The sequence below is a fragment of the uncultured Phocaeicola sp. genome (assembly GCF_948499155.1).
GTDB classification, from domain to species: domain Bacteria; phylum Bacteroidota; class Bacteroidia; order Bacteroidales; family Bacteroidaceae; genus Phocaeicola; species Phocaeicola faecalis.
This window is the reverse complement of record NZ_CAOOSE010000002.1, coordinates 172984-197536: the sequence shown is the minus strand read 5'-3', so window position 1 is coordinate 197536 and position 24553 is coordinate 172984. Positions and strand designations below refer to the sequence as shown.

The following is a 24553-nucleotide window of genomic DNA, read 5'->3' as shown; positions in this document are numbered from 1 at the left end:
TTCATAAATCTATTGTTTTAAGTTATTGGATAAATGCGTCATCCAAAAGGGAGATGGCATGGTCTTTCTTAGAATTGATGATTTGTGCGTACCTCTGAGTGTGTCTGATATTGGCATGACCCAATAATTGACTTGTCGTATAGATGTCAACCCCTGCGGTCAAGGCCAGCGTTGCGAACGTATGCCTCGCCACGTGGAATGAAAATTTCTTTTCTATTCCGGCATCTGTGGCCCAATCGCGAAGTATGCTTTTATACCAAATACTCAACTTGGGAAATACACGGTCTTCAGAAGAAGCATCCCCTTGTTCCGGCATCCATTTCCGTGCATTCATGTTCAATGGCAAATACAACAATGCGCCGGTTTTATACTGCCGTATTTCTACCTGCCACCTGTTCCCGTTTTTACTAATGTGTTTCCAACACAAGTTTTTGATGTCCATAATGCGCAAACCGCAAAAACAGGAAAACAAAAATGCAGCCTTCATATCATCCCGACGGCAAGGAGTTGCAATAAGACGTTTTACTTCCTCTACTGTAAGATATTCACGTTTGGCTTCCGAACCTGAAAGCATATCCCGTTTGATTTTCTTGAATGGGCTTGACTGGAGCAGGTTCTCCTTAACTGCATAATTCAGTGCAGCCCGTATATAAGAGAGGTAGAGGAAAACCGTATTTTTGGCCAGTTGGTTATGGTCACGTGTGAGTGCAGGTCTATCTAGTAAATGGCTGAGAAATCTCATAATATAATCCCTATCTATTTCTGCAAGGGTAACACTGTTATCGTACTTCTCCAATTCATTAGTTACCCGATCTACCCAAATAAGTGCAGATGCCGAAGCCCGTTTTTCCACATCTTGCCGATAAACTCTCATCCAGTCCGTGAAAAGCATATTCGCTTTATACGAACGGTCTGTGATACCTGCTATCTTGTTGGTCAGGTCCAAAATTTTTTCGGTCTTAATGGCATTGGCTATTGCGAGTGTGTTGGCATTTTGGATTTGCGCCGACACATCCGTTTCTGGTACAAGATAGAGTTTCAATGACTGGTAAGTTCTCCGGCCATTGTAGTAAATATCCAAATAGATGGACTTCCTGCCATCTTTGAGTTCATTAAAACGTAAACGGACAGGTTCCTTTACTTTAACTTGCTTTTTCGTACGTGCCATATACCTTTGTTGTACTATTATTCATGAAAAGATTAATTGCATTTTGTTATCTTGATTAATGTTACTATACAATAATGGATAACATAGCTTTCTGAGGAACAGACATAAAGAGGCTGTTTCTACAAAATGCAAATATACACAGTATTTTTAATTAAACAATACATACTGTATAATTTAAAAATAGAAATAAGATTGTCATGGTCAAACAGAATTGAATTACGAAAAATTTCTTTCTGCTATGACTGATACACAGATAATTGCGACATGCAAAATTTGCAATATATTTCTGTTTGACTATAAATATTAGAATAGAGAATCTATTAGTAATACAGCGGCTTCTTTTTTAGCATCTATGATTTTCGCATAAACTTGTGTTGTTTCCACATCGGCATGACCAAGTAACTGACTAGTTGTGTATAAATCTGCCCCCATGGTAAGCTCCATTGTTGCAAAAGTATGCCGACTCATGTGATAGGTCAGTTTTTTATTGATTCCTGCATTTTGGGCCCACTTCTTCAACTGTAAATCAATGGTAGAAGTGCAAGGCAGAGAAAATACATAATCTTCAGCACTTCTCTTAGTGTGAGGCAGATAGGCTTGCGCTTGCTTGTTGAGTGGCAAGTACAGCATCCGACCAGTTTTCTTTTGTCGCAACTCCATGTGAATATTCCCGTTATCTTCAATGATTTTTTTCCATTGCAAGGCACGGACATCACTTAACCGTAATCCACAGAAACAGGAAAACAAAAATGCAATTTTCACATCTGCTCTTGGTGCATCCGCCTCTATGAGCTTGCGGACTTCATCAATAGTCAGATACTCGCGTGGAGTTTCTTCACCGCAAATGGCTTTCCTGTCAATAGCCAATCCGGGATTTACAGACAACACATCATCATCAACTGCCATATTCAAGGCTGTAATGATAACCCCAAGATAATTGGATATGGTTTTTTGGGCAAAAGGAACTTTGGTACGCCTTGCTTTTTGCCCTTTCATAAATTCAACAAAGCCATCCAAGAAATCCTTATCCACATCGCACAAACGAGCTTTGGCATTGTATTTCCGCAATTGTTTTAAGGCTGAATGCACATGGTTTTCTGATGATGTCTTTCCTTGTTGAATACTTCTGTTCTTATACTCGTTTACCCAATCAACCAGTAAAACCTTTGCCTTTTCTGAAATGGTTACGGGTGTTCTGTTGTTCGATATTTCAAGAATACGTTGTGCCCTTATTGCATCAGCAGCTTTCATTGTATGCTTGTTTTGCTTTCTTGCTTCCGAGGAATTCTCTGGGATAAGGTACAATTTCAGAAACTCATACCGCCTCTTCTTCTCGTAGTAAATATCGAGATAGATAGACTTGTTTCCATTTTCCAGTTCCTTGAACCGGATGCGTACAGGGGTTGATTCTATTTTCTTGGTACGAGCCATATACTTGAATTGCTTATTTTCTTCTACAAAGATAGTGATTTTAATCGAAAACAGGTGCTTTTTTGCACAACAAAATAGTAACATAAAAACTGTAAATAACACTATCGATGGCTAAAATCAACAATAAATGCAATTCTACATTCTTTTTATAAAAACCTGATATACATTGATATATTGTGCAATAATTGCATTTTTCTTGTGTTTTGTTTTTATATTCTATATATCCCGCCACACTTGGGCTTCCATTGCTCGTGAAAATGGTGTTTCACTATCTGTAATAAGTGAAGGAATGGGACATACTTCAGAAAAAACGACACGTATTTATTTGGCTTCTTTGAATCAAGTGATAATGGATGAAGCTAACCGCAAGGTGCTGTCATCAATTAAGTAGTTTTTTTATTTTGCATAACCTCTTACACAGAGGTGGAGCAATGAAAGTCATTAATTCGGCACAAAGTTAATATTTATTTTTTTAGGTAATAGAATTTATGAATGATTTTTTTTCATTTTCTTCTCTTTACCTTTTCTTTGCACTTTTTTATGTCAATTTTTTTATGACTTGATAATCGAACCTTCCTTTCTATGAAATCTAATGTTTTTAGTATTATATTCTTCTTTTTCTGTTTAAAATCCGGGTTATACGTTCTCTGGCTGATGTGTTACCTCTGTGTAAGAGGTGGAACAAAAAGCATGATTCATCTTATTGAATCTTTTATAAAATCGCCTTCTAAAGAGGCGATGACGCGAAGCGTGTTTAACTATGACGACAAACAAGAAAACAGTGCAGCCTATCAAATGGTTTGCAGCAAAAACAAAATATTCTACAGCAAAGAAAATAAAGCAATTATTGGAGCGATTAAAAATAGAGCATTACATTCCTTTTCGTACTGTTATGATAGAAAAAAGAGGGAAGAAAGTCAAAGTGGAAAAACCCGTACTTCCCAATTTTGTATTTATCCGTTCAGATTATGCCACTTGCCTTTCATTGGTCAATGAATACGGCTTATCCATGAGTTATCTTCTGAATCTGGAAACCCGACAACTTTTAGTAGTTCCCGACAAGCAGATGCAGGATTTCATGTTTCTGCTCGACTTCTCGGAAGATGCGGTTCAGGTAATCAATGAAAACCTTCGCCAAGGCGATCGTGTGCGTGTCATAAAGGGAGATTTTGCCGGCATAGAAGGTGAATTGATTCGTATTAAAGGACATAAGCGGGTTGTGATACGCTTGGAAGGAGCGTTTTCTTTAGCTACTACCTATATTCCGGGAGCCTATCTGGAAAAAATATAACCCCTTCTTATATTATTATCATTAAATCATAGAGTTATAATTTGAAGAAAATAAAGTGATATACACAAAAACTAACTGTACAGAATATATAATTTATGAAAAAAAAATTTTTAAGTATGCTTCTAATGGCGATATTGCTGATGTCTTGCAATACTTCCAAGGAGATTCTCTATTTTCAAGACATCAATGTAAATCAGCCTGAGGTTATCAGTGGCGCACGAGATATTACCGTGCAGCCCAAAGACCAGATTTCCATCATTGTGTCAAGTAAGGACCCGCAGTTGGCGGCATTGTTCAATCTGACAAGGGCTCAGGCAAGTATAGGAACAGGAGGGGTAAGCGGTGGAGGAGAGGTATCGGGCTATACGCTGGACGACAAAGGAAACATTGACTTTCCCGTATTGGGCACACTTCATATTGCCGGTATGACCAAGAGTCAGATTGCCGCTTTGGTGAAGCAGAAATTGATAGACGAGAATTTGGTAAAAGACCCTGTTGTGACGGTTGAATTTATGAACCTTTATTTCTCGGTGTTGGGCGAAGTCAAGTCACCGGGTAAATATAGCATTACCAAAGACCAAATCACTTTGCTTGAAGCCATCAGTATGGCAGGTGATTTAAGTATTTACGGAAAGCGTGATGCTGTGTTCGTTATCCGTGAAGAAAACGGAGAGCGTGTCACTCATTGGGCAGATCTTCGTTCGAAAGAGGTGTTTAATTCTCCCGTTTATTATCTGAAACAGAATGATGTGATTTATGTACAGCCCAATAAGGTACGTGCCGGCCAGTCTACTCTGAACGAGAACAGTGTGAAATCTGTTTCGATGTGGATTACCATTGCTTCTTTCCTCACTTCATTGGGCGTGTTGATATTTAAGTAATCTTTTACATTGTATTATATATGATAGAAAAAAAAGCTGCCGCTGGCAAGCCTGCCGACGATTTTATACGGATACAAGACCTGTGGGGACTGTTTGTTCCCAAATGGCGTTGGTTTGTTCTTTCTCTCTTTGTCACCATGTCTGTGGCAGTGCTGCGTCTGATGAGCACTCCTTCCATCTATACCCGCAGTGCGGCAATTTTGGTGAAAGACGATTCTAAAAGCGGTTCTTCGGGTGGAGCCATGAGCGAGTTTTCCGATATGGGTATATTCAGGTCAAATACCAATATCAATAACGAGCTGTTCACGTTAAAGTCTCCCGCATTGATGACCGAAGTGGTTCGCCGGCTGAGGCTGAACGAAACTTACACTGTGCGCAAAGGACTTAAAAATGTAGATTTATATAAGGCAAATCCCGTGGCGGTGACATTTGGTGAGGTGATGGAAAAACCGGTCAGCTTCACCATTCGGATTGATTCCAAGGATGCCTTTACCATTTCCGGTCTGAAGGTTGCCGGAGCGGAATCGGAAAATACCTTTGCCGGCAGGATGGGCGACTCCATACAGACTGCAGCGGGAACTTTGTTCATTTCTCCTACCAAATTCTATAGCGATGCCTGCATCGGCACTTCCATCCGTTATGCCATGGGTAAAGCAGATGGTGCCGCCGACCGTTATCTTCATGCATTGCGTGTCGAATTGGGCAGCAAGGGAGCCACCATCGTTAATCTGAGCATCAACGATACATCCATAGCCAGGGCAGAAGACATCCTGAACACCCTGATAGAGGTGTACAACGAAAAGTGGATACAAGACAAGAACCAGATTGCCGTCAGCACCTCTCAGTTCATAGGTGATCGTTTGAGTGTAATCGAAAGCGAGTTGGGACATGTGGACGAGAATATTTCCAGCTTCAAAAGCGAACACTTGTTACCCGATGTTCAGGCGGCATCCAACCTTTACATGGCTCAGTCGGCAGAGAACAAAAAAGAACTGCTTACGCTGAATACCCGGCTTTCCACCGCTCGGTATATTCTGAAAGAATTGAAAGAAAAGAGTCTGAGTCAGCCGCTGCCTACCAATTCGGGCATTGCCAATTCCAATATTGAGAGTCAGATAAGCGAGTACAACAATATGGTGTTGAACCGCAACCGGTTGATAGATAACAGTAGTGAAAAGAATCCGTTGGTGAAAGATCTTGCCAGTTCTTTGCAGAGTATGCAGCGCACCATTATTCAGTCGGTAGACAATCTGATAGTTTCTCTGAATACCCAGATACGCAGCATCCGTCAGCAGGAAGTAACCACTACCAGCCAGTTGGCTTCCAATCCGAGTCAGGCGAAATACCTGCTCAGTGTGGAGCGTCAGCAAAAGGTAAAAGAGGAGCTTTATCTTTACCTGCTTCAAAAGCGTGAGGAAAACGAACTTTCACAGGCATTCACTGCTTACAACACCCGTGTCATCACTGCTCCCCGCGGTAGCATGGCACCGGTTTCTCCGCAGAAAATGAACATATTGCTGATTGCTTTTGCGCTCGGACTGGCAGTGCCTGCAGGTGTCATCTTTCTGAAAGAAAACATGAACAGCAAGGTGCGCGGACGAAAGGACTTGGAGCATCTGAGTCTGCCGCTGGTCGGTGAAATTCCCTTGTACGGCTGTGAGAAAAAGAGTATTTTCGGACGGAAACCGCTTCACAACAAACATGTTGTTGTGGTGGAAGAAGGAAATCGGAACGTCATTAACGAAGCCTTCCGTGTGTTGCGTTCCAATCTTGATTTTATGGTAGCCAACACTTCGGAAGCTACGGCATTTGCTGTCACATCGTTCAATCCGGGCAGCGGAAAGTCTTATCTGTCGGCAAATATGGCAATCAGTTTTGCCCTCAAAGGGAAAAAAGTACTGCTTATTGACGGCGATTTGCGTCACGGCTCCCTTTCTGCCTATATCAACTCTCCCCAACCGGGACTGAGTGACTACCTGAGCGGACGTGTTGGCAACTGGGAAGAAACTTTGGTTTCACACGATAAATATGCCAATCTGAAGATGATTCCGGTAGGTACCGTGCCTCCCAATCCCACAGAGTTGTTGGAAAACGGAAAGTTTGCCGGACTGCTTGCACAGCTCCGCACCCGCTACGACTATATCTTTGTGGACTGTCCTCCCATAGACATTGTGGCAGATACACAGGTTATCGAGAAAGCGACAGACCGTACCCTCTTTGTGGTTCGTGCCGGCTTACTGGAACGCTCCATGCTTTCCGAACTGGAAAATATTTATCACGAAAAGCGTTTCAAGAATCTTGCCATGATTCTGAATGGAACCGAACGCAGCCACGGTCGTTACAGTTACCGTTACGGCTATCACTACGGTTCTTACTATCATAGCGGTAAATAGTTTTTTATGTGGCCGTTCTCCAGATACATATCCGTATCTTCTAAAGGTATCCTGCAGGGTATGACCGATTGTCACAGCCACCTCCTTCCGGGGGTGGACGACGGTGTGCGCACTGCCGAAGAGTCTCTCCGTATTTTGGAAGAGATGGAACGGCAGGGCATTCGTAAGCTATGGCTCACCCCTCATATCATGGAAGATATTCCCAATACCACCGATGCTTTAAAGACCCGTTTCAGAACGTTGTGCGAAAGTTATCGGGGAAATATCCGGCTGGAACTGGCAGCGGAATATATGCTGGACAATCTTTTTGTCCGGCGTTTGGAGGCAGACGATATTCTTCCTCTGCACGAAGAAAAATGCTACCTGTTGGTGGAAACCTCCTATTTCAATCCTCCTATGAGATTGCTTTCTATGTTGAAGCATATTCGAGAGAAAGGTTATCATCCGTTGCTGGCACATCCCGAACGCTACGAATATATGCAGATGGCAGATTATAAAGCCTTACAGCAGGCAGGAGTAGCATTTCAGTTGAATATACCTTCGTTGGCAGGTATGTATGGCAGGCATGTGCAGAAAAAAGCGGAAGCCTTGCAAGAGGCAGGCATGTATGCTTTGTGTGGTAACGACACTCATTCCTTGGTTTTCTTTCAGAATTTGCTGAATGAGAAAATCAGAAAATAACAATAATTGAAGCAAATGTCAAGCGATATATCTCAAAATAATAAACGTATAGCTAAAAATACCCTTGCTTTGTATTTTCGCACATTCATAACGATGATTGTGGGACTGTATACCGGCCGTGTGATGCTTCAGGCATTGGGTGTTGATAATTATGGTATTAATGCAGTGGTAGGGGGGATAGTGGCAATGAGTTCACTCATTACCTCTACAATGTCAGCAGCTATCGGACGATATATCACTTATGCACTGGGTAAGGGTGATCGTGCTCGGCTGCAAGTGATGTTCTCCACTTCTATCAATGCGCAAATCGTGATGGCAGTCTTGGCAGCTGTAGTGCTTGAGGTGGCAGGGGTCTGGTTTCTCAATAGTGAAGCCAACATTCCCGAAGGGCGTATGATAGCGGCCAATTGGGTGCTCCATTGCTCCATTATCAGTCTGATGATTTCTCTTGTCAGCACTCCGTTTGGTGCTTTAATAGTGGCTCATGAGCGTATGACTATCTATGCTTATATGAGCATTGTGGATGTTACGTTCAAACTTGCCATCTGCTTTTTGATTATGATGTATGGTGGTGACAGATTGATATTGCTTGCACTGTTACAAGTGGCGGTAGCTTTGCTGATGCGTGCGTTCTATGGATGGTATTGTGCACGCCATTTCGAGGAGGCTCATTACAGTCCTACGACGTTTGACAAAGGATTGTTGCGTGAACTCACTGTGTTCAGCGGTTGGAATCTGCTTAATCATGGTGCTTATGTGTTTTCTACGCAAGGGGTTAGTATGCTGGTCAATGTATTTTTTGGCGTAGTTTATAATGCTTCCCGTTCGGTGGCACTGACGGTGAACGGAGTTGTACAGGGTTTTGTGGGTAATTTTACTATGGCATTTTCACCACAAATCACCAAAAGCTATGCAGCGGGTGATAAAGCTTATGCCATTCTTTTGGCAAACAGAGGCACCAAGTTTACTTGGCTGATGATGTATATTTTCATCGTTCCGGTTTGTATGGAAGCCGAAACCTTATTGCAACTTTGGTTGGGGCAGGTACCTGTGCTTGCTCCGTTGTTTCTACGGTTTGCTATGTTTGAGTCTTTAGCCTTCTCGTCCGGACAAAATCTATTTAAGTTGGTGCAGGCAGATGGTAGAGTGAAACAATACAATATTCATGTCACGCTGTTTATGGGAGTGATTTTTCCGTTGACATGGATTGCCTATCGTATGGGGGCTCCGGTGTGGTCGGGTTACCTTATCTATATCATTGATTTTTTTCTGCTCAATTTTGTCCGTTTTTACGTTCTCAAATGCTTGATGACATTTTCAGTGAAGCAACATCTGCGTGATTGCATTTATCCTTGCCTGATAGTCTCTGTCACCTCATTTATTCTGCCTGTTATTCTGGCGCAGTTCATGGAGCAAGGAGGAGTGCGATTCTTTATCATGGTTCCTGTCTCTGTTTTGTGGACGTGTGTGTGTTGTGTTGTTTTTGGCCTTTCGCAGGGCGAACGGCTTTTCTTTTGGAATAAGATGCAGTCAGTGTTGAAGAGTAAAATGCCTAAATGAAAATTTTTATATATGCTTTGGAGATGACTGTAGGCGGAGTAGAAAAAGCTTTGTTGGGACAACTGACCCAATATCCGTCTGAAAGTTGTGATGTGACATTGTTGTTACGGGAGAAGCGTGGTGACTATTTGGCTTTTTTGCCTAAGCACGTCAAGGTAGTGGAACATGAAGAATGGAAGAGAGTGTGCAACTTAGTGCGTAATCCTGTTCATATATCCGCTTTAAATGCTATGAAATCAGGACGATTTTTGCAGGCTTTACGCTTGCTGTTGATATTTATACAGACTAAAGTGCGGAGATCATATCAGCCTCTCCATAATTATGTGCAAACATTACTGAGTGATTATCCCGGTGAATACGATCTTGCCATTGATTATGCCGGACCTACAGCGTTTACCGCCAATTTTGTAGCGAAGAAAGTGAAGGCAAAAGAAAAATGGACGTGGGTTCATTTTGATGTAGATAGGTTTCCGGTTGACCGAAAGGTTGTAGAAAATGTTTATTCTGCTTTCCATAAAATAAATGTGGTTTCGGCGGAAGGTAAGCGTCACTTTGATTTGCAATTTCCAATGTTTGCTCAGCGTACTTCTATTGTCTATAATATTATTGATAGGGAAAGTATAGAGTCTTTAGCTAATGTTATACCCAATCCTTATCAAGATATAAAAGCAAAGATTATCATCTGTACGGTGGGGCGTATAAGTAGCGAAAAAGGGCAGTTAACTGCTATCCATGCGTTGAAAGAACTGGTGGATGGTGGAGCAGATGTATATTGGTGCTTTGTCGGAACGGGTACAGATGTAAAGAGATGCAAAGAGGAGGCAATGAAACTAGGACTGGAAAGTCGTGTTACCTTTGCCGGATTGCAAACCAATCCTTATCCTTGGATGAAACATTGTGATATTTATGTACAACCTTCTGCTCACGAAGGATTTTGCATTACTTTAGCTGAAGCGAAAATCTTTAATCTTCCCATTGTTTCAACTTCATTTACAGGAGCATTTGAGCAGTTACAAGATTATCTTCCTTTGCATGCTGTTGTTGAATATAATGCTCGAGAAATAGCAGGAGGGGTAAAGGGATTGCTTAAATGTTTATCACCTATCTCTTAGATGCGCAAGCAGTGATATGTGCTTTGCTCAATTTACCAGTGGGTATCTTGCTGGCTTATGCTTATCACCGATTATTGAAAGCAACGATATATTCCAAATGAAAAAGAAAGTTCTGTTCATGATAGATAGCCTCACATGTGGTGGGGCAGAGAAAAGTTTAGTCAGCCTGCTCCCGTTGCTCAACTACGACAAGGTGGATGTTACACTGATGCTTGTGGGGCGTGGCGGAGTGTTTGAGAGCTACGTGCCAAGACAGGTGAGGGTGATAACTTATACACCGGGTGCAGAGACATTGCTGCAAAAAGTATGGTTGCGTCTTTGTCGCATGGCATTCTCAATCTTGTTGCGGGTGAACAAGTATCGCCATCAACCGCTAAACTCTCCTACTATGGAGTGGATGACTTGTAGTACTGCCATCCGTCCGCACAAAGAGCATTATGATGTAGCTATTGCTTATCAGCAGGGATTTCCATGTTGGTATGTGTTGGAAAAGGTGAGTGCAGATAAGAAGTATGCTTGGATTAATGTAGATATAACGAAAACCAAGTTTCGGTTAGGTTATGTAAAACGGTTTTATGACCGTTACGATGGAGTGATTGCCGTGAGCAATGCATTGTATGAAATTATACTCAAGATAGGGCTTGTTGATAAAAAACGTCTTCATTGCGTGTATGACATATTAAATCAAGATTTAATTCGCAGGCAAGGTAGTGAGCCTTTCGGGGGTGAGGTGCCCGACAAACATGTGGTGACCATTGTGACAGTGGCACGTTTGATGCTTCAAAATAAAGGTCAAGACCTTTGTATTGAAGCATCGAAAATACTACAAAATAAAGGTTACAGATTCCAGTGGTTTTTTGTGGGAGACGGTCCTAGCCGGCAGGAAATTGAACGGTTGGCAAAAGAGCGCGGAGTAGATAAAGAAATACGTTTGGTAGGTATGCAACCTAATCCTTATCCTTATATTCAAGCAGCGGATGTTTATGTTCAATCTTCACGTTATGAAGGGTTTGGTCTGACTGTTACTGAGGCTAAAATATTGGGGCGTGCCATTGTGTGTACTAATTTTCCTACGGCTTTCAATCAGTTGGAAAATGAAAAAAACGGACTTATCGTAGAGATGACAGCACAGCAGATTGCCGATGGGGTGGAACGCCTAATAAAGGATAAGGCTTTTGCACAACGTTTAGCGCAAGCTGCTGGTAGCGAGGTGAATACCACTGCTGTTACCGAAGCAAAGAAAGTGATGGAGATGATAATGGTTTAGAAAATCAGTTTATGATGAATCCGATAATATCAATTGTAGTGCCGGTGTATAAGGCAGAAGCATTTCTTGACCGCTGTATAGAGAGTGTGCTGATGCAAACGTGGCAAGATTGGGAGTTATTGTTAGTAGACGATGGTTCTCCGGACAGCAGTGGGGTAATCTGTGATGAATATGTTCGAAAGGATACGCGTATCAAAGCTTTTCATCAGTCCAACGGAGGGGTGAGCAGTGCGCGTAACAGAGGGCTGGATGGTGTGACGGGTAAGTGGGTCACGTTTGTGGATGCCGATGACGAGATTCAACCGATGTTTCTGGAAAGTTTCATTCGTGGAATAGGAGCGGATGAATTTCAATTGGCATTTCTTTCCGAAATATTCGTTGAATATCGTGGAATACTGTCTGTTCACCATGAAGGTGATACTGCGTTTTTTAACGAGAAGCGTATGACGGAGTTTCTTAATCAATACGTAGACTCTCCTGTGCTGAAAGGTGTTCATGCTAAATTCTTTCTGATGGAGGTTATTCGTCAGAATGGGGTGAGGTTTAATCATATGGTTCGTGCAGGCGAAGGTCATCTGTTTGTACTCGAATATTTGAAGTACATCCGTGCGGCAAAAGTTATAGAGGGAAACGGATATGTCTACTACAAACCGTATCATTTTTCGCTGAAGTATAGTCAGAAAATTGATGAAATTGTTTGTAAATATGAGTTAATGGAAAAGGAGCTACATTTGTTGGAGCACTGTTTTAATATTGATTTGACGCAGGTGATACACCGTATGTGGCATCGCGGTTTGAGTGGAATAGGGGTGGAACAACTTTATGATATCCAAACGTTTGATAAATATTTGAGCGTATATAAAACTCATATTAATGAAGGAGAGTATACAACAGATTCTGAATGTAATCGTGAAGCATTGGTTGCGAATATGCTTTTGCAAATAGCCGGGAAGAGTGAATTTAGGCGGCAGTATGATATATTGGTTTCATTGCTTTGCTCCAATATTAGGCAGGCTGATTATTCAGTCGATTCCTTTCCCGCTCTACGAAGTGGATACTGGCTGTGGCATCGCTGCGTAGCCAATGGTTGTTAAAGTTGTTTTTATCATGGGTTAGTCGACTTATTTAATCTGAAACAATAAATACAGTTAGTATGACCTTTCTTTCAGTAGTAATTCCCGTTTATAACGTTCGTGATTACCTTGTTCGTTGTATAGACAGCGTAATTGCTGAGTGTGACAATATTACCTATGAAGTATTGTTGGTAGATGACGGTAGCACCGATGGTAGTGGACGTTTGTGCGATGAGATAGCCGAGAGGTTATCTCATGTGATGGTTTTACATAAGCCCAATGGAGGATTATCAGATGCCCGCAACTACGGCGTGGCACATGCTGTCGGTGAATATGTATTCTATCTCGACAGTGACGACTATTTGGTAAAAGATGGTTTGCGAGCGGAAATGGAAGCAGCGAAAGAGCTTGGGAGCGATGTGGTGTGTGGTAACTTTTATTACAACTATTCCGATCATGTTACATTATTTAATGACCAGCCCTATCAGACATTTACCGTAGAAGGGGGCGAAGAGGCTTTACGACTGCTTATCGAGGGTAAATATTATCAAAACTTCGCTTGGGGCAAACTGATAAGGCGCGAGTTGGCGCAGAAGTATCTCTTTCCCAAAGGACGGTTGTTTGAAGATACCTATTGGTTTCATCGTATTTTGCACAGTGCTCGTAAGGTGACTGTTGTAAATGCCCCGGTGGTGTATTACGAACAAAGGGATGGTAGCATTTCATTTCAGTATAAGCTAAAGAACCTTGATATACTGGATGGATATGCCGAACGTCTTGATTTTTTGCTGACGTACTATCCGGTGTTGGCAGATAGTCATAAACGTCTAATGGCTCAGACCTGCATTGATCACGCGTGGATGATATGCCGCTATTTGAAAAATAACGAAAAAAAAACAGCTACAGCCCGATTGCGTTGCGTCATAGCGGACTGTGATTTACAAGAAAACGTCCAGCTGAACAGCATACAGAAAAGAAAGCTGAGAATAATAGTGAAGAGTATGTTGCTGTATAAATGGTATTATGTATTAGAAAGAATAAAGAAAAAATTATGCTTGTGAAGGAGTTGCTCAAGAAGTGTGTTTATTGGATTTTCCGTACTTTTTGCCCTATTGATAACTATAAAATATTATTTGAAAGCTATTACGGAGCACAATATGGTTGTAATCCAAAATATTTAAGCGAATATATTGTAAAAAATGCTTCCCAATTGAAAGTTACATGGGCTTTTGTCGGGAATTATCCAACGGTAGGGAATGTAAAAACGGTGAAATATAACTCATTGCGTTATTTTTACGAGTTGGCAACAGCGCATTTTTTTGTCACTAATTATCGTACAGTAGCAAGTTTTAAAAAGCGTAGAGGTCAATTGTATTTTCAAACTTGGCATAGCTCGTTACGCTTGAAAATGATAGAAAAGGATGCGGAAAAATCCTTAAATCCTGAATACATAGAAATGGCTAAAGCTGATTCGAAGCGTATAGATTATCTGATTTCAGGATGCAAAGCAAGTACTGCAATTTTTAAACAGGCTTTTTGGTATGATGGTACTATTTTAGAAGTAGGTACGCCGCGTATTGATTTCTTATTGCAGCCATTGGATAAAGCAAAAATTGTTCAAGTAAGAGGTGCATTAGGTATTCCGATAGGAGCGAAGATTGTGATGTATGCTCCTACGTTTCGTAAAAATTATTCGATGGAATGCTACGAAATAGATTTTGAAAGACTACTGAAATCACTGGAAGCTAAATATGAAAATACAAATTGGGTGGTGGTGGTGCGGCTGCATCCCCATTTACGCAATTATTCATCTCAATTAACAGACTCCAATCCTTTTCTTATAGATGCGACAACCTATCCTGACATCCAAGAGCTGCTTTTTGTGTCTGATGTGTTAATCACTGATTATTCTTCTTTAATGTTTGACTATCTATTTATGAAACGTCCTTGTTTCATCTTTGCAAGAGATTTGGATTCTTATACTCAAAATGACCGTGGGTTGTATTTTAAGATATCAGAGTTACCTTTTAGTGTATCTACGGATGACGAGGAATTATGCAGACAGGTAGCTGCATTTGATAGGGAAAAGGCGATAGCAAGGTATGAAGCTTTTATAGAGAATGTTGGCTCGTTTGAAGACGGAAGAGCAAGCGAAAGAATAACGAACATAATATTGAATAGTTTATGATAATAGGTTATACAACAGGGGTGTTTGATATGTTTCATATCGGGCATCTAAACATATTGAAACGTGCTAAAGAGCAGTGTGATTACCTTATCGTGGGAGTTAGTACCGATGAATTAGTTCAAAGCTACAAGAATAAACTTCCTATTATTCCTTATGCGGAGCGCTCTGCGATAGTAGAGGCAATAAAGTATGTTGATAAGGTTGTTCCACAAAAGAACCGTGATAAAATTGCTGCTTTCAACGAATTTAAATTCAATAAAATGTTTGTTGGTGATGATTGGAAGGGTAAACCGCTGTTTGTTGAAGTGGAGGAATATTTAAATAAAAATGGTGCCGAAGTGGTATATTTTCCATATACGCAAGGAACGTCTTCTAGTATTCTTCGCGAAAAAGTACTCAATCAAAAGTAATGTCAAAAAGAGATAGATTTCCATAGATAGCATTTTTGTTTCCTTTTATCAGGAGAAAACTATAAATAAAAAGGAATTTGTCAATAATAATATATTTCCTGTTGGAAAAATAAAATAATGAAGTAACGCATCCTATATCTTGATGTTATCCATGTAGTAGCTTGTTTGATGGTTATTGTCATGCATGCTCCTGTATCTGGAGATAGAGCAGTGGTGATTTATGTTCCCCTTTCTTGTGCACACTTGTTATATGACAATATTCTGTGTATTTTTTATGGTAAACGGAGCTTTGTTGTAGCCGTGTAGAAGGGGATAATGGCGAAGTGTGATAGGGAGTATAGTAGTCTCTACAATATGTTTCTCGCCGTTTTTATGGATTGAATATAATTAAATGGGTAGTAAATATACTAAATTTATTGGTAATAACTGCTAGGGAATATTTGTTTATATCCATTTTCTCTCCTTGGATAAGATGAGAGTCTAAGGTGGAACAAGTTGTTTATTATTTACAAGTTTCTGTTATAATAGTACTCATGTTTATGGGGTTGTTTGTAATTGTTTATTTACTATTTCAGTTGTCACTGTTGCAATACATCATTGGTTATACTGTACGAAGAAAAGAATAATAAAACATAAATGAAGAAACGAATATTCATTAATATTCACTATTTGGAGATTGGAGGAGCAGAACGTGCTCTGCTGGGTTTACTCTCGTCTCTCAATCCTGATAAAGTAGATATAGACCTGTTTGTCAATCAGCATACCGGTGAGTTTATGCCACTTATTCCTGAATGGGTGAATTTGCTGCCCGAAATTTCGGAATATACTTGTATTGAGCGTCCTATTACTACCATTGTCAAAGAAGGACATGTGGGGATTGCTTTGCGCCGTATATGGGCAAAGTATAAGCACAAACAATATCTTAACACTTTGACTGTCGAACAGCGGCAACATGATGCCAGTGTATTCCAGTATGTGGCAGATGCGGTGGAAGGGGCTTTGCCTTCTTTGGCTCATTTGGGTGAATATGATTTGGCGATAAGCTTTTTGCAGCCTCACAACATTGTTCTCAATAAAGTAAAGGCTAAAAAGAAGATATGCTGGATACATACTGATTATTCTACCATCCATGTAAATCATGATTTGGAGTTACCTGTGTGGAATGCTTTCGACTATGTGGTTTCCATCAGTGATGACTGCACTCATACTTTTGTACAGACATTTCCTGAATTGAAGGATAAGATAGTGTTGATAGAAAATATTCTCTCGCCACTGTTTGTGCGTCAGCAGGGAGATTTGGACGAGGTGAAAGCAGAAATGCCTGACGAACCGGGCGTAGTGAAAATACTCACGATAGGTCGCTTTTCTCCTCAAAAAAAAATAGAAGGTATTCCACACATTTGTGCCGAGATGGAACGGTTGGGATCTGATTTCCGATGGTACGTCATTGGTTACGGTCCCGACAGAGAAATTCAGGAGGCTCTTGACAAGTACGGCATGCGTCACCGCATGAAGCTGTTGGGTAAGAAAAGCAACCCCTATCCTTATATCAAGGCATGCGACATTTATGTGCAGCCTAGTATTTATGAGGGGAAAAGTGTCACCGTGCGTGAGGCACAAATGCTTTGCAAGCCGGTGGTCATCACTGACTATCCCACCGCCAAAAGTCAGATAACCCATGGTATGGATGGAGTGATTGTGCCGCTTGATGAGGTACAGACAGCTATGGGGATAGTGGATTTTATAAACAACAGCGAGCTGAGAAATAAGATTGTGTCGCATCTTCGCATACATGATTTCGGTAATGAAGCGGAGGTGGAGAAGATTTATTCGTTGATAAATGATAAGTGAAAAATATGGTTCCCGCATTTTTATATAAGTATATCTACTTTCTGATTATTACTGTTTTGACGCTGTCGGAAGTGCAGCGTTTAAGAAGTTTAAACGAAAAAGAGGGAAGTTTGGGTAGTATGTTTCTATGTTTTTTTATGGTGCTTTTTATAGGATTTCGTCCTGTATCAGTGCTTTTTGTGGATATGGTTAATTACGCTAATTGGTGGGGAGGTGCTTGGTGGGGATTTGATTGGAAAACGACAAACTTGTTGTTTGATAACCTTTATCAATACATGGGTAGTGTGTTTCCTGACGCAACCTTTTTCTTTGGCTTGATGGCTGCCATTTATTTTATAGGAATGTTTGTTACTTGTCGTAAACTGTTTCCATCTAATACATTAATTGTATTCTTGGTTTGCTTGGCTGCATTTTCTACTTTTTCGTATGGTACGAATGGTATTAAGGCAGGGGCAGCTGCTTCTTTATTTTTGGTAGCATTGGCATATCGGAAACAGCTTGTGGTTTCTATTTTGTTTTTGCTTTTGTCATTGGGTTTTCACCATTCCATGCAAATGCCGGTAGCTGCTTATTTGCTGACATTGGTTTTTAAGAATGAAAAATGGTATTTCTATGGGTGGTTGTTCTGTCTGTTAATGGCTGTCGGGCATGTCTCTTTCTTTCAGAATTTGTTTGCCGGGATGACAGATGAATCGGGTGCAGGCTATCTCAATTGGAATCCTAACGAGGATTGGGGAGGAAAAAGCGGTTTCCGTTTAGACTTTGTGATATATAGTGCAATGCCTGTTATTATGGGCTACTATGTGAAATTTAAATATCAACTGGAGGATAAACTATATGATACAATGTTAAACATATATTTAACTTGTAATGGAATATGGATGCTTTGCATGTATGCACAGTTTACTAATCGTATTGCTTATTTGTCGTGGTTCATGTATCCCATATTGTTGGTTTATCCTTGTTATGCTATTGGAGATGAAACTCATCCATTGGTGTTGATACGAAAAAAAGTGGTATTGCTACATTTGGCTTTCACCTTGTTTATGGCTTTTATTTATTATGCTTAATATGATACCTAAAATAATTCATTATTGTTGGTTGGGCGGTAATCCCCTTCCCGAAGATGCACAAAAATGTATTGCATCATGGAAAAAGTATTTGCCCGGATATGAGATAAAAGAGTGGAATGAGAGTAATTTTGATGTGAATTGTTGTCCTTATGTGCGTGAGGCGTATCAAGCAAAGAAATATGCATTTGTAAGTGACTATGCACGCTTTGAGGTGCTTTATCGCGAAGGAGGATTATACTTTGATACAGATGTGGAAGTTATCCGAAATATGGATCATATCGTAGCTGCCGGAAACTTTATGGCATTTGAGAAGAGTTTGGCTACTAAGTTGCAGGAAGAAGGTTCTGTATCGACTGTGAAAGCAGTAGGTGTAAAATCGGGGCTTGCTCTTGGGGTTGCTCCGGGTCTTGGCCTCGGGGTTGCCCCGGGCCTTGGCCTGCTGCATGAATTGCTCGAGTTTTATCAGGCGAAAGAGCATTTTTCAGTGGAAGACGGCACGGTGGTGGATTACACCACAGCTCTGCTTCGGAAGCATGGATTAGTGGAAGAACATCGGTTGCAACAGGTGGCGGGTGTGACGATATATCCCGTAGATTACTTTTGCCCGATGGATTCAACTACGGGAATTATCACTCTGACAGACAATACAGTTTCTATTCATCATTATTCCTGCTCTTGGATAGACCATAATACTTTCAGTTGGCGTTTACATATACTTAAAAACAAGCTGATAGGTTTATTTGGTGAGAAATGGATAATGAAAATAAGTCGTATTTTAAAAAGATGCTTATGAGTGAATTACCTCGTATAACTGTAATTATGGGCATATACAATTGTGCCGACACTTTAATAGAAGCTCTTGAATCATTGGAGTCTCAAACGTATAAAAGATTTAAAGTTGTGCTTTGTGATGATGGATCAAAGGATAATACGCTAGAAGTTGCACTAAAATGGGCGGAGACGCATCCTAATTATGTTGTGATACAGAATGAACGGAATATTAAACTTGCCGCTACGCTCAATCATTGTTTAAAATATGCTGATACAGAGTATGTAGCTCGTATGGATGGTGATGATATTTCTTTGCCAACACGTTTTGAGAAGGAAATTGCTTTTTTGGATTTGCATCCAGAATTTGCTTTTGTTAGTACTCCTATGGCACATTTTGATGAACATGGCATTTGGCGCAAAGGAAAAGCCATTGAGTATCCTCAAAATTGTGATTTTAGGGATTGTGCTCCATTCTGTCACGCTCCTTGTATGGTTAGGAAATCAGCATATGATCTAGTTAATGGTTATACAACTGGTGAAAAAGTTGAACGAGCAGAAGATTTTTATCTTTGGTATAAAATGTATCGTTCTGGATTAAAGGGATATAATATTCAGGAGATACTTTATATGATGCGTGATGATAAGAATGCTATAGCTCGACGTAGAGTTAAAGATCGCTTGAGAGGAGTAAAGATGCATTGGGAAATTCTCAAGGGATTGAACGTTAAGTATCCTTATTTGATAATTTTGAAGAGTTTATCTAAGATATTGGTTCCACCATTTTTGATTCCCACATTAAGGAAATTAAAGAAATAGTCAAGTGTGAATTTGATGATATATGTGCATCAGAAGTCCGTTAATATAAGCTATTTAATATGAGAGAGGCGAAAGTAACAGTAATAATACCTGTATATAATGTTGCTGGTTATATAGAAAAGTGTGCGACATCATTGTTTGAACAGACACTTGATGGCTTAGAAATTTTATTTATCGATGATTGTAGTCCAGATAATTCTGTAGAAGTTATAAAGAAAACGCTTAAAAAATATCCGGCAAGAAATACGTTGACGAGAATTATTAGGATACCGTCTAATAGTGGCTTGTCCGCCGTTAGACGGTGTGGGATAATTGAGGCTACAGGACAATATGTTATTCATTGTGATGGTGATGATTGGGTAGATCCTGATTTATATGAAATTATGTATAATAAAGCTGTTAAGGATAATGCAGATGTAGTAGTATGTGGTTTTGTATATGAGAATTTGAAAGGGAATGAAATTTGTAAAAATGAATTACATAATATAGATGGTAAATCATTATTATGTTCTTGGTATAAATCAACTTGTCATATGTCTACATGTAATAAGTTAGTGCGTCGTAGTATATATACGAAATATGACATTTTACCTTGGGTTGGTTTGAATATGTGGGAAGACAATGGTTTATTAACACGTGTGTTTTATTATGCAAAGACAATAGCATATGCAAATGACTGCTATTATCATTATAATAGAACGAATATAAATGCTATGACTTCAGGATATGGAATTAAACAGGTAGAACAGATGATAAGCATTGCAGAGCATTTAACTGATTTTTTCGAGTCTAAGCCTGATGCAAAAGATTTTGATAAAACTGTAAAAGCTTTCCAATTTTTGGCGAAAATAAATCTTGTGACAGATAGTTTTGCTAATTTACGTCGATATAATAATACTTTTAAAGATTCAGAGTCTATTATTCATGAACTTGACTTGAATGCATTTTCGGCAAAAGGTCGTTTTCGCTTCCGTATGGTAAAGTATCATTTGGGATGGCTTTTTGTGTTAATGTTTAAAATGAAAAAGTTCTTATACAAATAAGGATGAATAAACAAAAAATAATTCGTGCCTGTACAGTGCCTCAGTCTTTAGGTTTTGTTGCAGGTATGCTTTCCGATTTGCAAAAGAAATATGAAGTAGTTTTATTGTCATCTCCCGGTCCCGAATGGGAAAGAATATATAAGTCCCATCCCGATATAAAGTGTATAGAAGTGAATATGGAACGCCATATTTCACCGATTAAAGATATAAAGTCTTTGTGGCAGTTATGGCGTACATTCCGTAGGGAAAAACCACAGATGGTACATTCCATGACTCCCAAAGCGGGGTTGCTCTGTATGATGGCTGCGTGGATGGCGGGTGTGCCTGTACGTGTGCATACCTTTACCGGATTGGTGTTTCCTACGGCTGTTGGAGGGAAAAGGAAGATTCTTATGATGACAGACCGGCTTACTTGTGCCTGTGCCACACATATTATTCCTGAAGGAGAAGGAGTAAAAAACGATCTTTTGAATAATGGAATTACAAAGAAGCCAATTAAAGTATTGGGCTACGGAAACTGTCGCGGAATAGATTTGAAACGTTTTGACAGGACACCGGAGGTTATGGAACAGGCCGGTCGGTTGCGTAAAGAGGGTGTTTGTACTTTTATTGCTGTAGGTCGTATAGTGGGAGATAAGGGTATCAATGAATTGGTGGAAGCTTTTGTCAAATTGAACAGGGAAAATGCTGATACACGTTTGATTCTTGTGGGTGGTTATGAGGAAAAGCTTGATCCTCTTAAACCTGAAACTCTCTCTCTCATTAAAAATAATGATGCCATTGAAAGTGTAGGTTCTCAGAGTGATGTGCGTCCTTGGTTTGCTGCATCCGATGTGGCTGTACTTGCTTCGTACCGCGAGGGTTTTCCGAATGTGGTCATTGAAGCCGGAGCAATGGGGCTCCCACAGGTTGTGACTGATATTAATGGTGCTAACGAGATAATCGTAGAAGGTGTAAATGGTACGATTGTTCCATCAAAAGATGCGAATGCTCTTTATGATGCCATGAAGCGTATGCTTGATGCCGGCTATCGCGATATCCTTGCAAGGAATGCCCGTAAGTGGATTGCTTCAAGGTATGAGCAGGGATTTGTGCACAAGTGTTTATATGATTTTTACGACACTTGCCTTTAAAAAATAAAGGCTCCCGGCATGCACCGGAAGCCTTATAAGGATAGAAACAGTTATTTAGATGCTGACTGTGAAGCTCTTTTGATTAAAAAATGTTGTTGTGATAGGAAATCTGAAAAGGAATTCGTTTCTTTGTTGCAAAGAATAAAGCTATAATGAAAACATTACCGGAATACATTACCTTATTGCATAGCTATATGCAGCAAAATGCGTCAAAATATGGTATTTTGCGTATGGGAATTTTTGGCTCGGTAGCTCGCAATGAACATACACCCACAAGTGATGTTGATATTTATGTAGAAGGAAAGCTCCACGGATTTTTCGCTTTGGCAGGTATAAAGCAAGAATTAGAAGAATTGCTTGATTGTAAAGTAGACATAGTGCGGTTACGCGATAAGATGGATTCTTTTTTACGTGAAAAGATACAAAAGGAGGGGGTTTATGTATGATACGTTGATTGCTTTCCATACGCTAGAGCTAATACAGGAATCTTTATTATTTTGATGTAGATGCTGATGAAATTTATCGTATTTGCCAAGAAGACATCCCACAATTACATCAAGTGATAACGCGGATGATGGATGATTTAAAGATAGTCTAAATATACTTGTTTTGTTGACGAGTCCGCAGAAGTGGAATTTATGGCAAGTAATCATAAAAGGCTCCCGGCATACACCGGAAGCCTTCCACTAATAGAAACAATTTTATAAATCCTTATATTCCCGGCTTGCCTTGAAACAAGGGCATGCCTTGTGAACATTCGTAGAGAGTTCGTTGTGTCCTGCAATGCGGGCTTCGGGATAATCCAGCCGAAGTTGCCGCAACAGTGCTATCAGCGCGATTTTCTGTTCCATGGTCCGTGTGTCGGCAGGTTGTCCCTGTTCGTCCAGACCGCCTTCGTAACACACTCCGATGCTGTGGTCGTTGAAACAGCGGGCATGGGCGCCGATATGGTCTATCGGGCGGCAGACATGGGTGATACCGTCGCGGGTGATGTAGAAGTGATAGCCGATATCGGCAAATCCGCGTTCCTGCACGTGACAACGGCGGAGAGCTTCCACCGGGAAGCTGCGGTCGGCGCGCGTGGCAGAACAGTGAACTACTATCAAGGCAATGCGCCGGTAGTTTTGATACTGTGAACTGATGTTGTCGTAAGTCATTTTTATTAAGGATTAAAAATCAGATACAACTTTGAATACCCAGCACACCGCCTATGGCGGTGGCTACTGCAATAATTACTTTGATAATGATGCTCCAGGTTGATTTTCCTTTTGGTTTTTCCATAACAGTGGGGTTTAAAATGATACATAATTTTTTGTATTAGGGCGGACACACGGGTCCGCCCCTACGGTCTAGACAGCCGGTTCTTCCTTGGACTTGAGCAGGTCTTCCACCACTTTGCCTTCTTTCTCGGCACGCAGTGCGGCTGCTTGTGCGGAACGGCTGGCAACGGGCTGGAATTCCAGATTGCCGAAAATGGTCTTCAGGTCTTCTCCGGGGACGTACTGGATGTTGATGCCGGTGATACACGAGGCGGTAAACTTCTCCAGACTGTCGGCTCCGCGACTGGTGATTTGAAGACGGAACTTGCCTAAATCGCCGAAGTCTACCTGTTTGCCTTCTTTCAGGGCTTCCAGCAGATTGTCTACGGTGGCAGTAAGAACTGCCACTACATCGGCGCGGCTCACGGTGGTCTGTGAGGACACACGTCTGCTGAGCTGTTTCAACGAAAGTTCACCGTTCATCTGAGCTGTGGCGTAAGCCTTTGGAGATGCTTCCCTTTCCAACGGATTGGGGCGTAATGAAACACTGTAATTTAATGCCATAATGTTACTGTTTTTAAAAGATTAATATTAATTGAACATGACAAAGATAGCATTGCGGAGGAACGGAAAAATGAAAAGCTATGAATGCCTGTGAAGTGCTGTGGCAAAGTATGACAGAGTATGAATTAAGATGAATTAAAGCACTTTATATAGTTGGCTATATGGTTGATTTTCATTACATTTGTTCTATTAATCAAATAGAAAAATGATATGAATCAGAGAGAAGACGAGAGGGAAGGATGGCCGGTGAAACCTTATTACAAACGAGACTTGGCGGTGGCATACGCTCCCGATATCACTCCGGTGGCTGCACTTAACCGTCTGTCGTCATGGGTGCATCACCACAAGGTGCTTTACCGTGCTTTGGCGGATTCGGGGTATACCGACCGGCAGCGGATGTTCAATTCGGTACAGGTGGAGCTGATTTTCCGGTATTTGGGAAGGCCGTAGGGACAGACCCGGTGTCTGTCTGTTGGCATCCCCGTATGGTTGGAAACGCGGACGTATGCATGGGCTTACACGTATATACGTGCAGCCTCACGCATATATATGCGCAGCCCCACACATACGTTCGCATGAGGCGATGCA

Annotated in this window: 25 protein-coding genes; 20 read left to right on the top strand and 5 right to left on the bottom strand. The window is 40.8% G+C overall.

All coding sequences use genetic code 11. The annotated features are described in order from the left end of the window. Positions 1-22: 22 nt before the first annotated feature. Both QYT14_RS02735 and QYT14_RS02730 read right to left on the bottom strand, forming a co-directional pair. Complete coding sequence (locus QYT14_RS02735) at positions 23-1168, bottom strand: site-specific integrase (protein WP_004319337.1); 1146 nt, start codon at positions 1166-1168, stop codon at positions 23-25. Between the two features lie 303 nt (positions 1169-1471). Then, positions 1472-2599: a site-specific integrase gene (locus QYT14_RS02730; RefSeq protein WP_288324222.1), complete on the bottom strand. Its 1128-nt coding sequence runs from the start codon at positions 2597-2599 to the stop codon at positions 1472-1474. 166 nt (positions 2600-2765) lie between these two features. On the opposite strand from QYT14_RS02730, the gene QYT14_RS02725 reads away from it, so the two are divergent. The 19 genes from QYT14_RS02725 (at position 2766) to QYT14_RS02635 (ending at position 22588) form a co-directional block, all read left to right on the top strand. Further along, complete coding sequence (locus QYT14_RS02725) at positions 2766-2990, top strand: tyrosine-type recombinase/integrase (RefSeq protein ID WP_354668511.1); 225 nt, start codon at positions 2766-2768, stop codon at positions 2988-2990. Positions 2991-3359: 369 nt separating this feature from the next. After that, on the top strand, positions 3360-3890 hold the full coding sequence (locus tag QYT14_RS02720) for a UpxY family transcription antiterminator (protein WP_288324224.1): 531 nt from the start codon (positions 3360-3362) through the stop codon (positions 3888-3890). Positions 3891-3985: 95 nt separating this feature from the next. Then, positions 3986-4771 (top strand): polysaccharide biosynthesis/export family protein, encoded by a 786-nt coding sequence (locus tag QYT14_RS02715; RefSeq protein WP_288324225.1) that lies wholly within the window; start codon positions 3986-3988, stop codon positions 4769-4771. Between the two features lie 20 nt (positions 4772-4791). Continuing rightward, the gene (locus QYT14_RS02710; RefSeq protein ID WP_288324226.1) at positions 4792-7164 is read left to right on the top strand and encodes a polysaccharide biosynthesis tyrosine autokinase; all 2373 of its coding nucleotides are present in this window, start codon (positions 4792-4794) and stop codon (positions 7162-7164) included. A 6-nt stretch (positions 7165-7170) separates the two neighbouring features. Next, positions 7171-7845, top strand: a complete 675-nt coding sequence (locus tag QYT14_RS02705) for a CpsB/CapC family capsule biosynthesis tyrosine phosphatase (protein ID WP_288324227.1) — start codon at positions 7171-7173, stop codon at positions 7843-7845. Positions 7846-7860: 15 nt separating this feature from the next. After that, on the top strand, positions 7861-9405 hold the full coding sequence (locus QYT14_RS02700; RefSeq protein ID WP_288324228.1) for a hypothetical protein: 1545 nt from the start codon (positions 7861-7863) through the stop codon (positions 9403-9405). Further along, the gene (locus QYT14_RS02695; protein ID WP_288324229.1) at positions 9402-10517 is read left to right on the top strand and encodes a glycosyltransferase; all 1116 of its coding nucleotides are present in this window, start codon (positions 9402-9404) and stop codon (positions 10515-10517) included. Before QYT14_RS02700 ends, QYT14_RS02695 begins: the two co-directional genes overlap by 4 nt. A gap of 97 nt (positions 10518-10614) precedes the next feature. Continuing rightward, positions 10615-11784 (top strand): glycosyltransferase, encoded by a 1170-nt coding sequence (locus tag QYT14_RS02690; protein ID WP_288324230.1) that lies wholly within the window; start codon positions 10615-10617, stop codon positions 11782-11784. Between the two features lie 11 nt (positions 11785-11795). Then, a complete protein-coding gene (locus tag QYT14_RS02685; protein WP_288324231.1) occupies positions 11796-12878 on the top strand; it encodes a glycosyltransferase in 1083 nt (360 codons plus the stop codon). A gap of 59 nt (positions 12879-12937) precedes the next feature. Next, entirely contained in the window at positions 12938-13918 is a 981-nt protein-coding gene (locus tag QYT14_RS02680) for a glycosyltransferase family 2 protein (protein WP_288324232.1), read from the top strand. After that, entirely contained in the window at positions 13909-15045 is a 1137-nt protein-coding gene (locus tag QYT14_RS02675) for a CDP-glycerol glycerophosphotransferase family protein (protein WP_270535164.1), read from the top strand. The genes QYT14_RS02680 and QYT14_RS02675 overlap by 10 nt, the downstream gene beginning before the upstream one ends. Beyond that, entirely contained in the window at positions 15042-15455 is a 414-nt protein-coding gene (locus QYT14_RS02670; protein WP_270535163.1) for an adenylyltransferase/cytidyltransferase family protein, read from the top strand. The genes QYT14_RS02675 and QYT14_RS02670 overlap by 4 nt, the downstream gene beginning before the upstream one ends. Positions 15456-16091: 636 nt before the next feature. Then, positions 16092-17306, top strand: a complete 1215-nt coding sequence (locus tag QYT14_RS02665) for a glycosyltransferase (RefSeq protein WP_270535162.1) — start codon at positions 16092-16094, stop codon at positions 17304-17306. 5 nt (positions 17307-17311) lie between these two features. Continuing rightward, positions 17312-18376, top strand: coding sequence for an EpsG family protein (locus QYT14_RS02660; protein WP_270535161.1), 1065 nt, complete (start codon positions 17312-17314; stop codon positions 18374-18376). After that, positions 18369-19172: a glycosyltransferase gene (locus QYT14_RS02655; protein ID WP_288324233.1), complete on the top strand. Its 804-nt coding sequence runs from the start codon at positions 18369-18371 to the stop codon at positions 19170-19172. The genes QYT14_RS02660 and QYT14_RS02655 overlap by 8 nt, the downstream gene beginning before the upstream one ends. Beyond that, positions 19169-19966 (top strand): glycosyltransferase, encoded by a 798-nt coding sequence (locus QYT14_RS02650; RefSeq protein WP_270535159.1) that lies wholly within the window; start codon positions 19169-19171, stop codon positions 19964-19966. Before QYT14_RS02655 ends, QYT14_RS02650 begins: the two co-directional genes overlap by 4 nt. Positions 19967-20025: 59 nt before the next feature. Beyond that, on the top strand, positions 20026-21009 hold the full coding sequence (locus tag QYT14_RS02645; protein ID WP_288324234.1) for a glycosyltransferase family 2 protein: 984 nt from the start codon (positions 20026-20028) through the stop codon (positions 21007-21009). A gap of 2 nt (positions 21010-21011) precedes the next feature. Next, a complete protein-coding gene (locus QYT14_RS02640; RefSeq protein ID WP_288324235.1) occupies positions 21012-22142 on the top strand; it encodes a glycosyltransferase family 4 protein in 1131 nt (376 codons plus the stop codon). Between the two features lie 152 nt (positions 22143-22294). Then, the gene (locus QYT14_RS02635; RefSeq protein WP_117463100.1) at positions 22295-22588 is read left to right on the top strand and encodes a nucleotidyltransferase family protein; all 294 of its coding nucleotides are present in this window, start codon (positions 22295-22297) and stop codon (positions 22586-22588) included. A gap of 255 nt (positions 22589-22843) precedes the next feature. Here the strand turns inward: QYT14_RS02635 and QYT14_RS02630 are convergent, their stop codons facing one another. The 3 genes from QYT14_RS02630 to QYT14_RS02620 all read right to left on the bottom strand — a co-directional run bounded on the left by QYT14_RS02630 (position 22844) and on the right by QYT14_RS02620 (position 23965). Then, complete coding sequence (locus QYT14_RS02630; protein ID WP_005940574.1) at positions 22844-23299, bottom strand: N-acetylmuramoyl-L-alanine amidase; 456 nt, start codon at positions 23297-23299, stop codon at positions 22844-22846. A gap of 19 nt (positions 23300-23318) precedes the next feature. Then, positions 23319-23423 carry a smalltalk protein gene (locus QYT14_RS02625; RefSeq protein WP_005940571.1) on the bottom strand — a complete coding sequence of 35 codons (105 nt, stop codon included), beginning with the start codon at positions 23421-23423 and terminating at the stop codon, positions 23319-23321. 68 nt (positions 23424-23491) lie between these two features. After that, on the bottom strand, positions 23492-23965 hold the full coding sequence (locus QYT14_RS02620) for an HU family DNA-binding protein (RefSeq protein ID WP_005940569.1): 474 nt from the start codon (positions 23963-23965) through the stop codon (positions 23492-23494). Between the two features lie 210 nt (positions 23966-24175). On the opposite strand from QYT14_RS02620, the gene QYT14_RS02615 reads away from it, so the two are divergent. Next, positions 24176-24415: a DUF4248 domain-containing protein gene (locus QYT14_RS02615; RefSeq protein ID WP_005940567.1), complete on the top strand. Its 240-nt coding sequence runs from the start codon at positions 24176-24178 to the stop codon at positions 24413-24415. Positions 24416-24553 lie beyond the last annotated feature (138 nt).

Excerpts from the sequence above, each read along its gene's own strand:
- QYT14_RS02735 (WP_004319337.1), bottom strand. The coding sequence starts at position 1,168 with ATGGCACGTACGAAAAAGCAAGTTAAAGTAAAGGAACCTGTCCGTTTA.
- QYT14_RS02730 (WP_288324222.1), bottom strand. The coding sequence starts at position 2,599 with ATGGCTCGTACCAAGAAAATAGAATCAACCCCTGTACGCATCCGGTTC.
- QYT14_RS02720 (WP_288324224.1), top strand. The coding sequence starts at position 3,360 with ATGACGACAAACAAGAAAACAGTGCAGCCTATCAAATGGTTTGCAGCA.
- QYT14_RS02715 (WP_288324225.1), top strand. The coding sequence starts at position 3,986 with ATGAAAAAAAAATTTTTAAGTATGCTTCTAATGGCGATATTGCTGATG.
- QYT14_RS02710 (WP_288324226.1), top strand. The coding sequence starts at position 4,792 with ATGATAGAAAAAAAAGCTGCCGCTGGCAAGCCTGCCGACGATTTTATA.
- QYT14_RS02705 (WP_288324227.1), top strand. The coding sequence starts at position 7,171 with ATGTGGCCGTTCTCCAGATACATATCCGTATCTTCTAAAGGTATCCTG.
- QYT14_RS02700 (WP_288324228.1), top strand. The coding sequence starts at position 7,861 with ATGTCAAGCGATATATCTCAAAATAATAAACGTATAGCTAAAAATACC.
- QYT14_RS02695 (WP_288324229.1), top strand. The coding sequence starts at position 9,402 with ATGAAAATTTTTATATATGCTTTGGAGATGACTGTAGGCGGAGTAGAA.
- QYT14_RS02690 (WP_288324230.1), top strand. The coding sequence starts at position 10,615 with ATGAAAAAGAAAGTTCTGTTCATGATAGATAGCCTCACATGTGGTGGG.
- QYT14_RS02685 (WP_288324231.1), top strand. The coding sequence starts at position 11,796 with ATGATGAATCCGATAATATCAATTGTAGTGCCGGTGTATAAGGCAGAA.
- QYT14_RS02680 (WP_288324232.1), top strand. The coding sequence starts at position 12,938 with ATGACCTTTCTTTCAGTAGTAATTCCCGTTTATAACGTTCGTGATTAC.
- QYT14_RS02675 (WP_270535164.1), top strand. The coding sequence starts at position 13,909 with ATGCTTGTGAAGGAGTTGCTCAAGAAGTGTGTTTATTGGATTTTCCGT.
- QYT14_RS02670 (WP_270535163.1), top strand. The coding sequence starts at position 15,042 with ATGATAATAGGTTATACAACAGGGGTGTTTGATATGTTTCATATCGGG.
- QYT14_RS02665 (WP_270535162.1), top strand. The coding sequence starts at position 16,092 with ATGAAGAAACGAATATTCATTAATATTCACTATTTGGAGATTGGAGGA.
- QYT14_RS02660 (WP_270535161.1), top strand. The coding sequence starts at position 17,312 with ATGGTTCCCGCATTTTTATATAAGTATATCTACTTTCTGATTATTACT.
- QYT14_RS02655 (WP_288324233.1), top strand. The coding sequence starts at position 18,369 with ATGCTTAATATGATACCTAAAATAATTCATTATTGTTGGTTGGGCGGT.
- QYT14_RS02650 (WP_270535159.1), top strand. The coding sequence starts at position 19,169 with ATGAGTGAATTACCTCGTATAACTGTAATTATGGGCATATACAATTGT.
- QYT14_RS02645 (WP_288324234.1), top strand. The coding sequence starts at position 20,026 with ATGAGAGAGGCGAAAGTAACAGTAATAATACCTGTATATAATGTTGCT.
- QYT14_RS02640 (WP_288324235.1), top strand. The coding sequence starts at position 21,012 with ATGAATAAACAAAAAATAATTCGTGCCTGTACAGTGCCTCAGTCTTTA.
- QYT14_RS02635 (WP_117463100.1), top strand. The coding sequence starts at position 22,295 with ATGAAAACATTACCGGAATACATTACCTTATTGCATAGCTATATGCAG.
- QYT14_RS02630 (WP_005940574.1), bottom strand. The coding sequence starts at position 23,299 with ATGACTTACGACAACATCAGTTCACAGTATCAAAACTACCGGCGCATT.
- QYT14_RS02625 (WP_005940571.1), bottom strand. The coding sequence starts at position 23,423 with ATGGAAAAACCAAAAGGAAAATCAACCTGGAGCATCATTATCAAAGTA.
- QYT14_RS02620 (WP_005940569.1), bottom strand. The coding sequence starts at position 23,965 with ATGGCATTAAATTACAGTGTTTCATTACGCCCCAATCCGTTGGAAAGG.
- QYT14_RS02615 (WP_005940567.1), top strand. The coding sequence starts at position 24,176 with ATGAATCAGAGAGAAGACGAGAGGGAAGGATGGCCGGTGAAACCTTAT.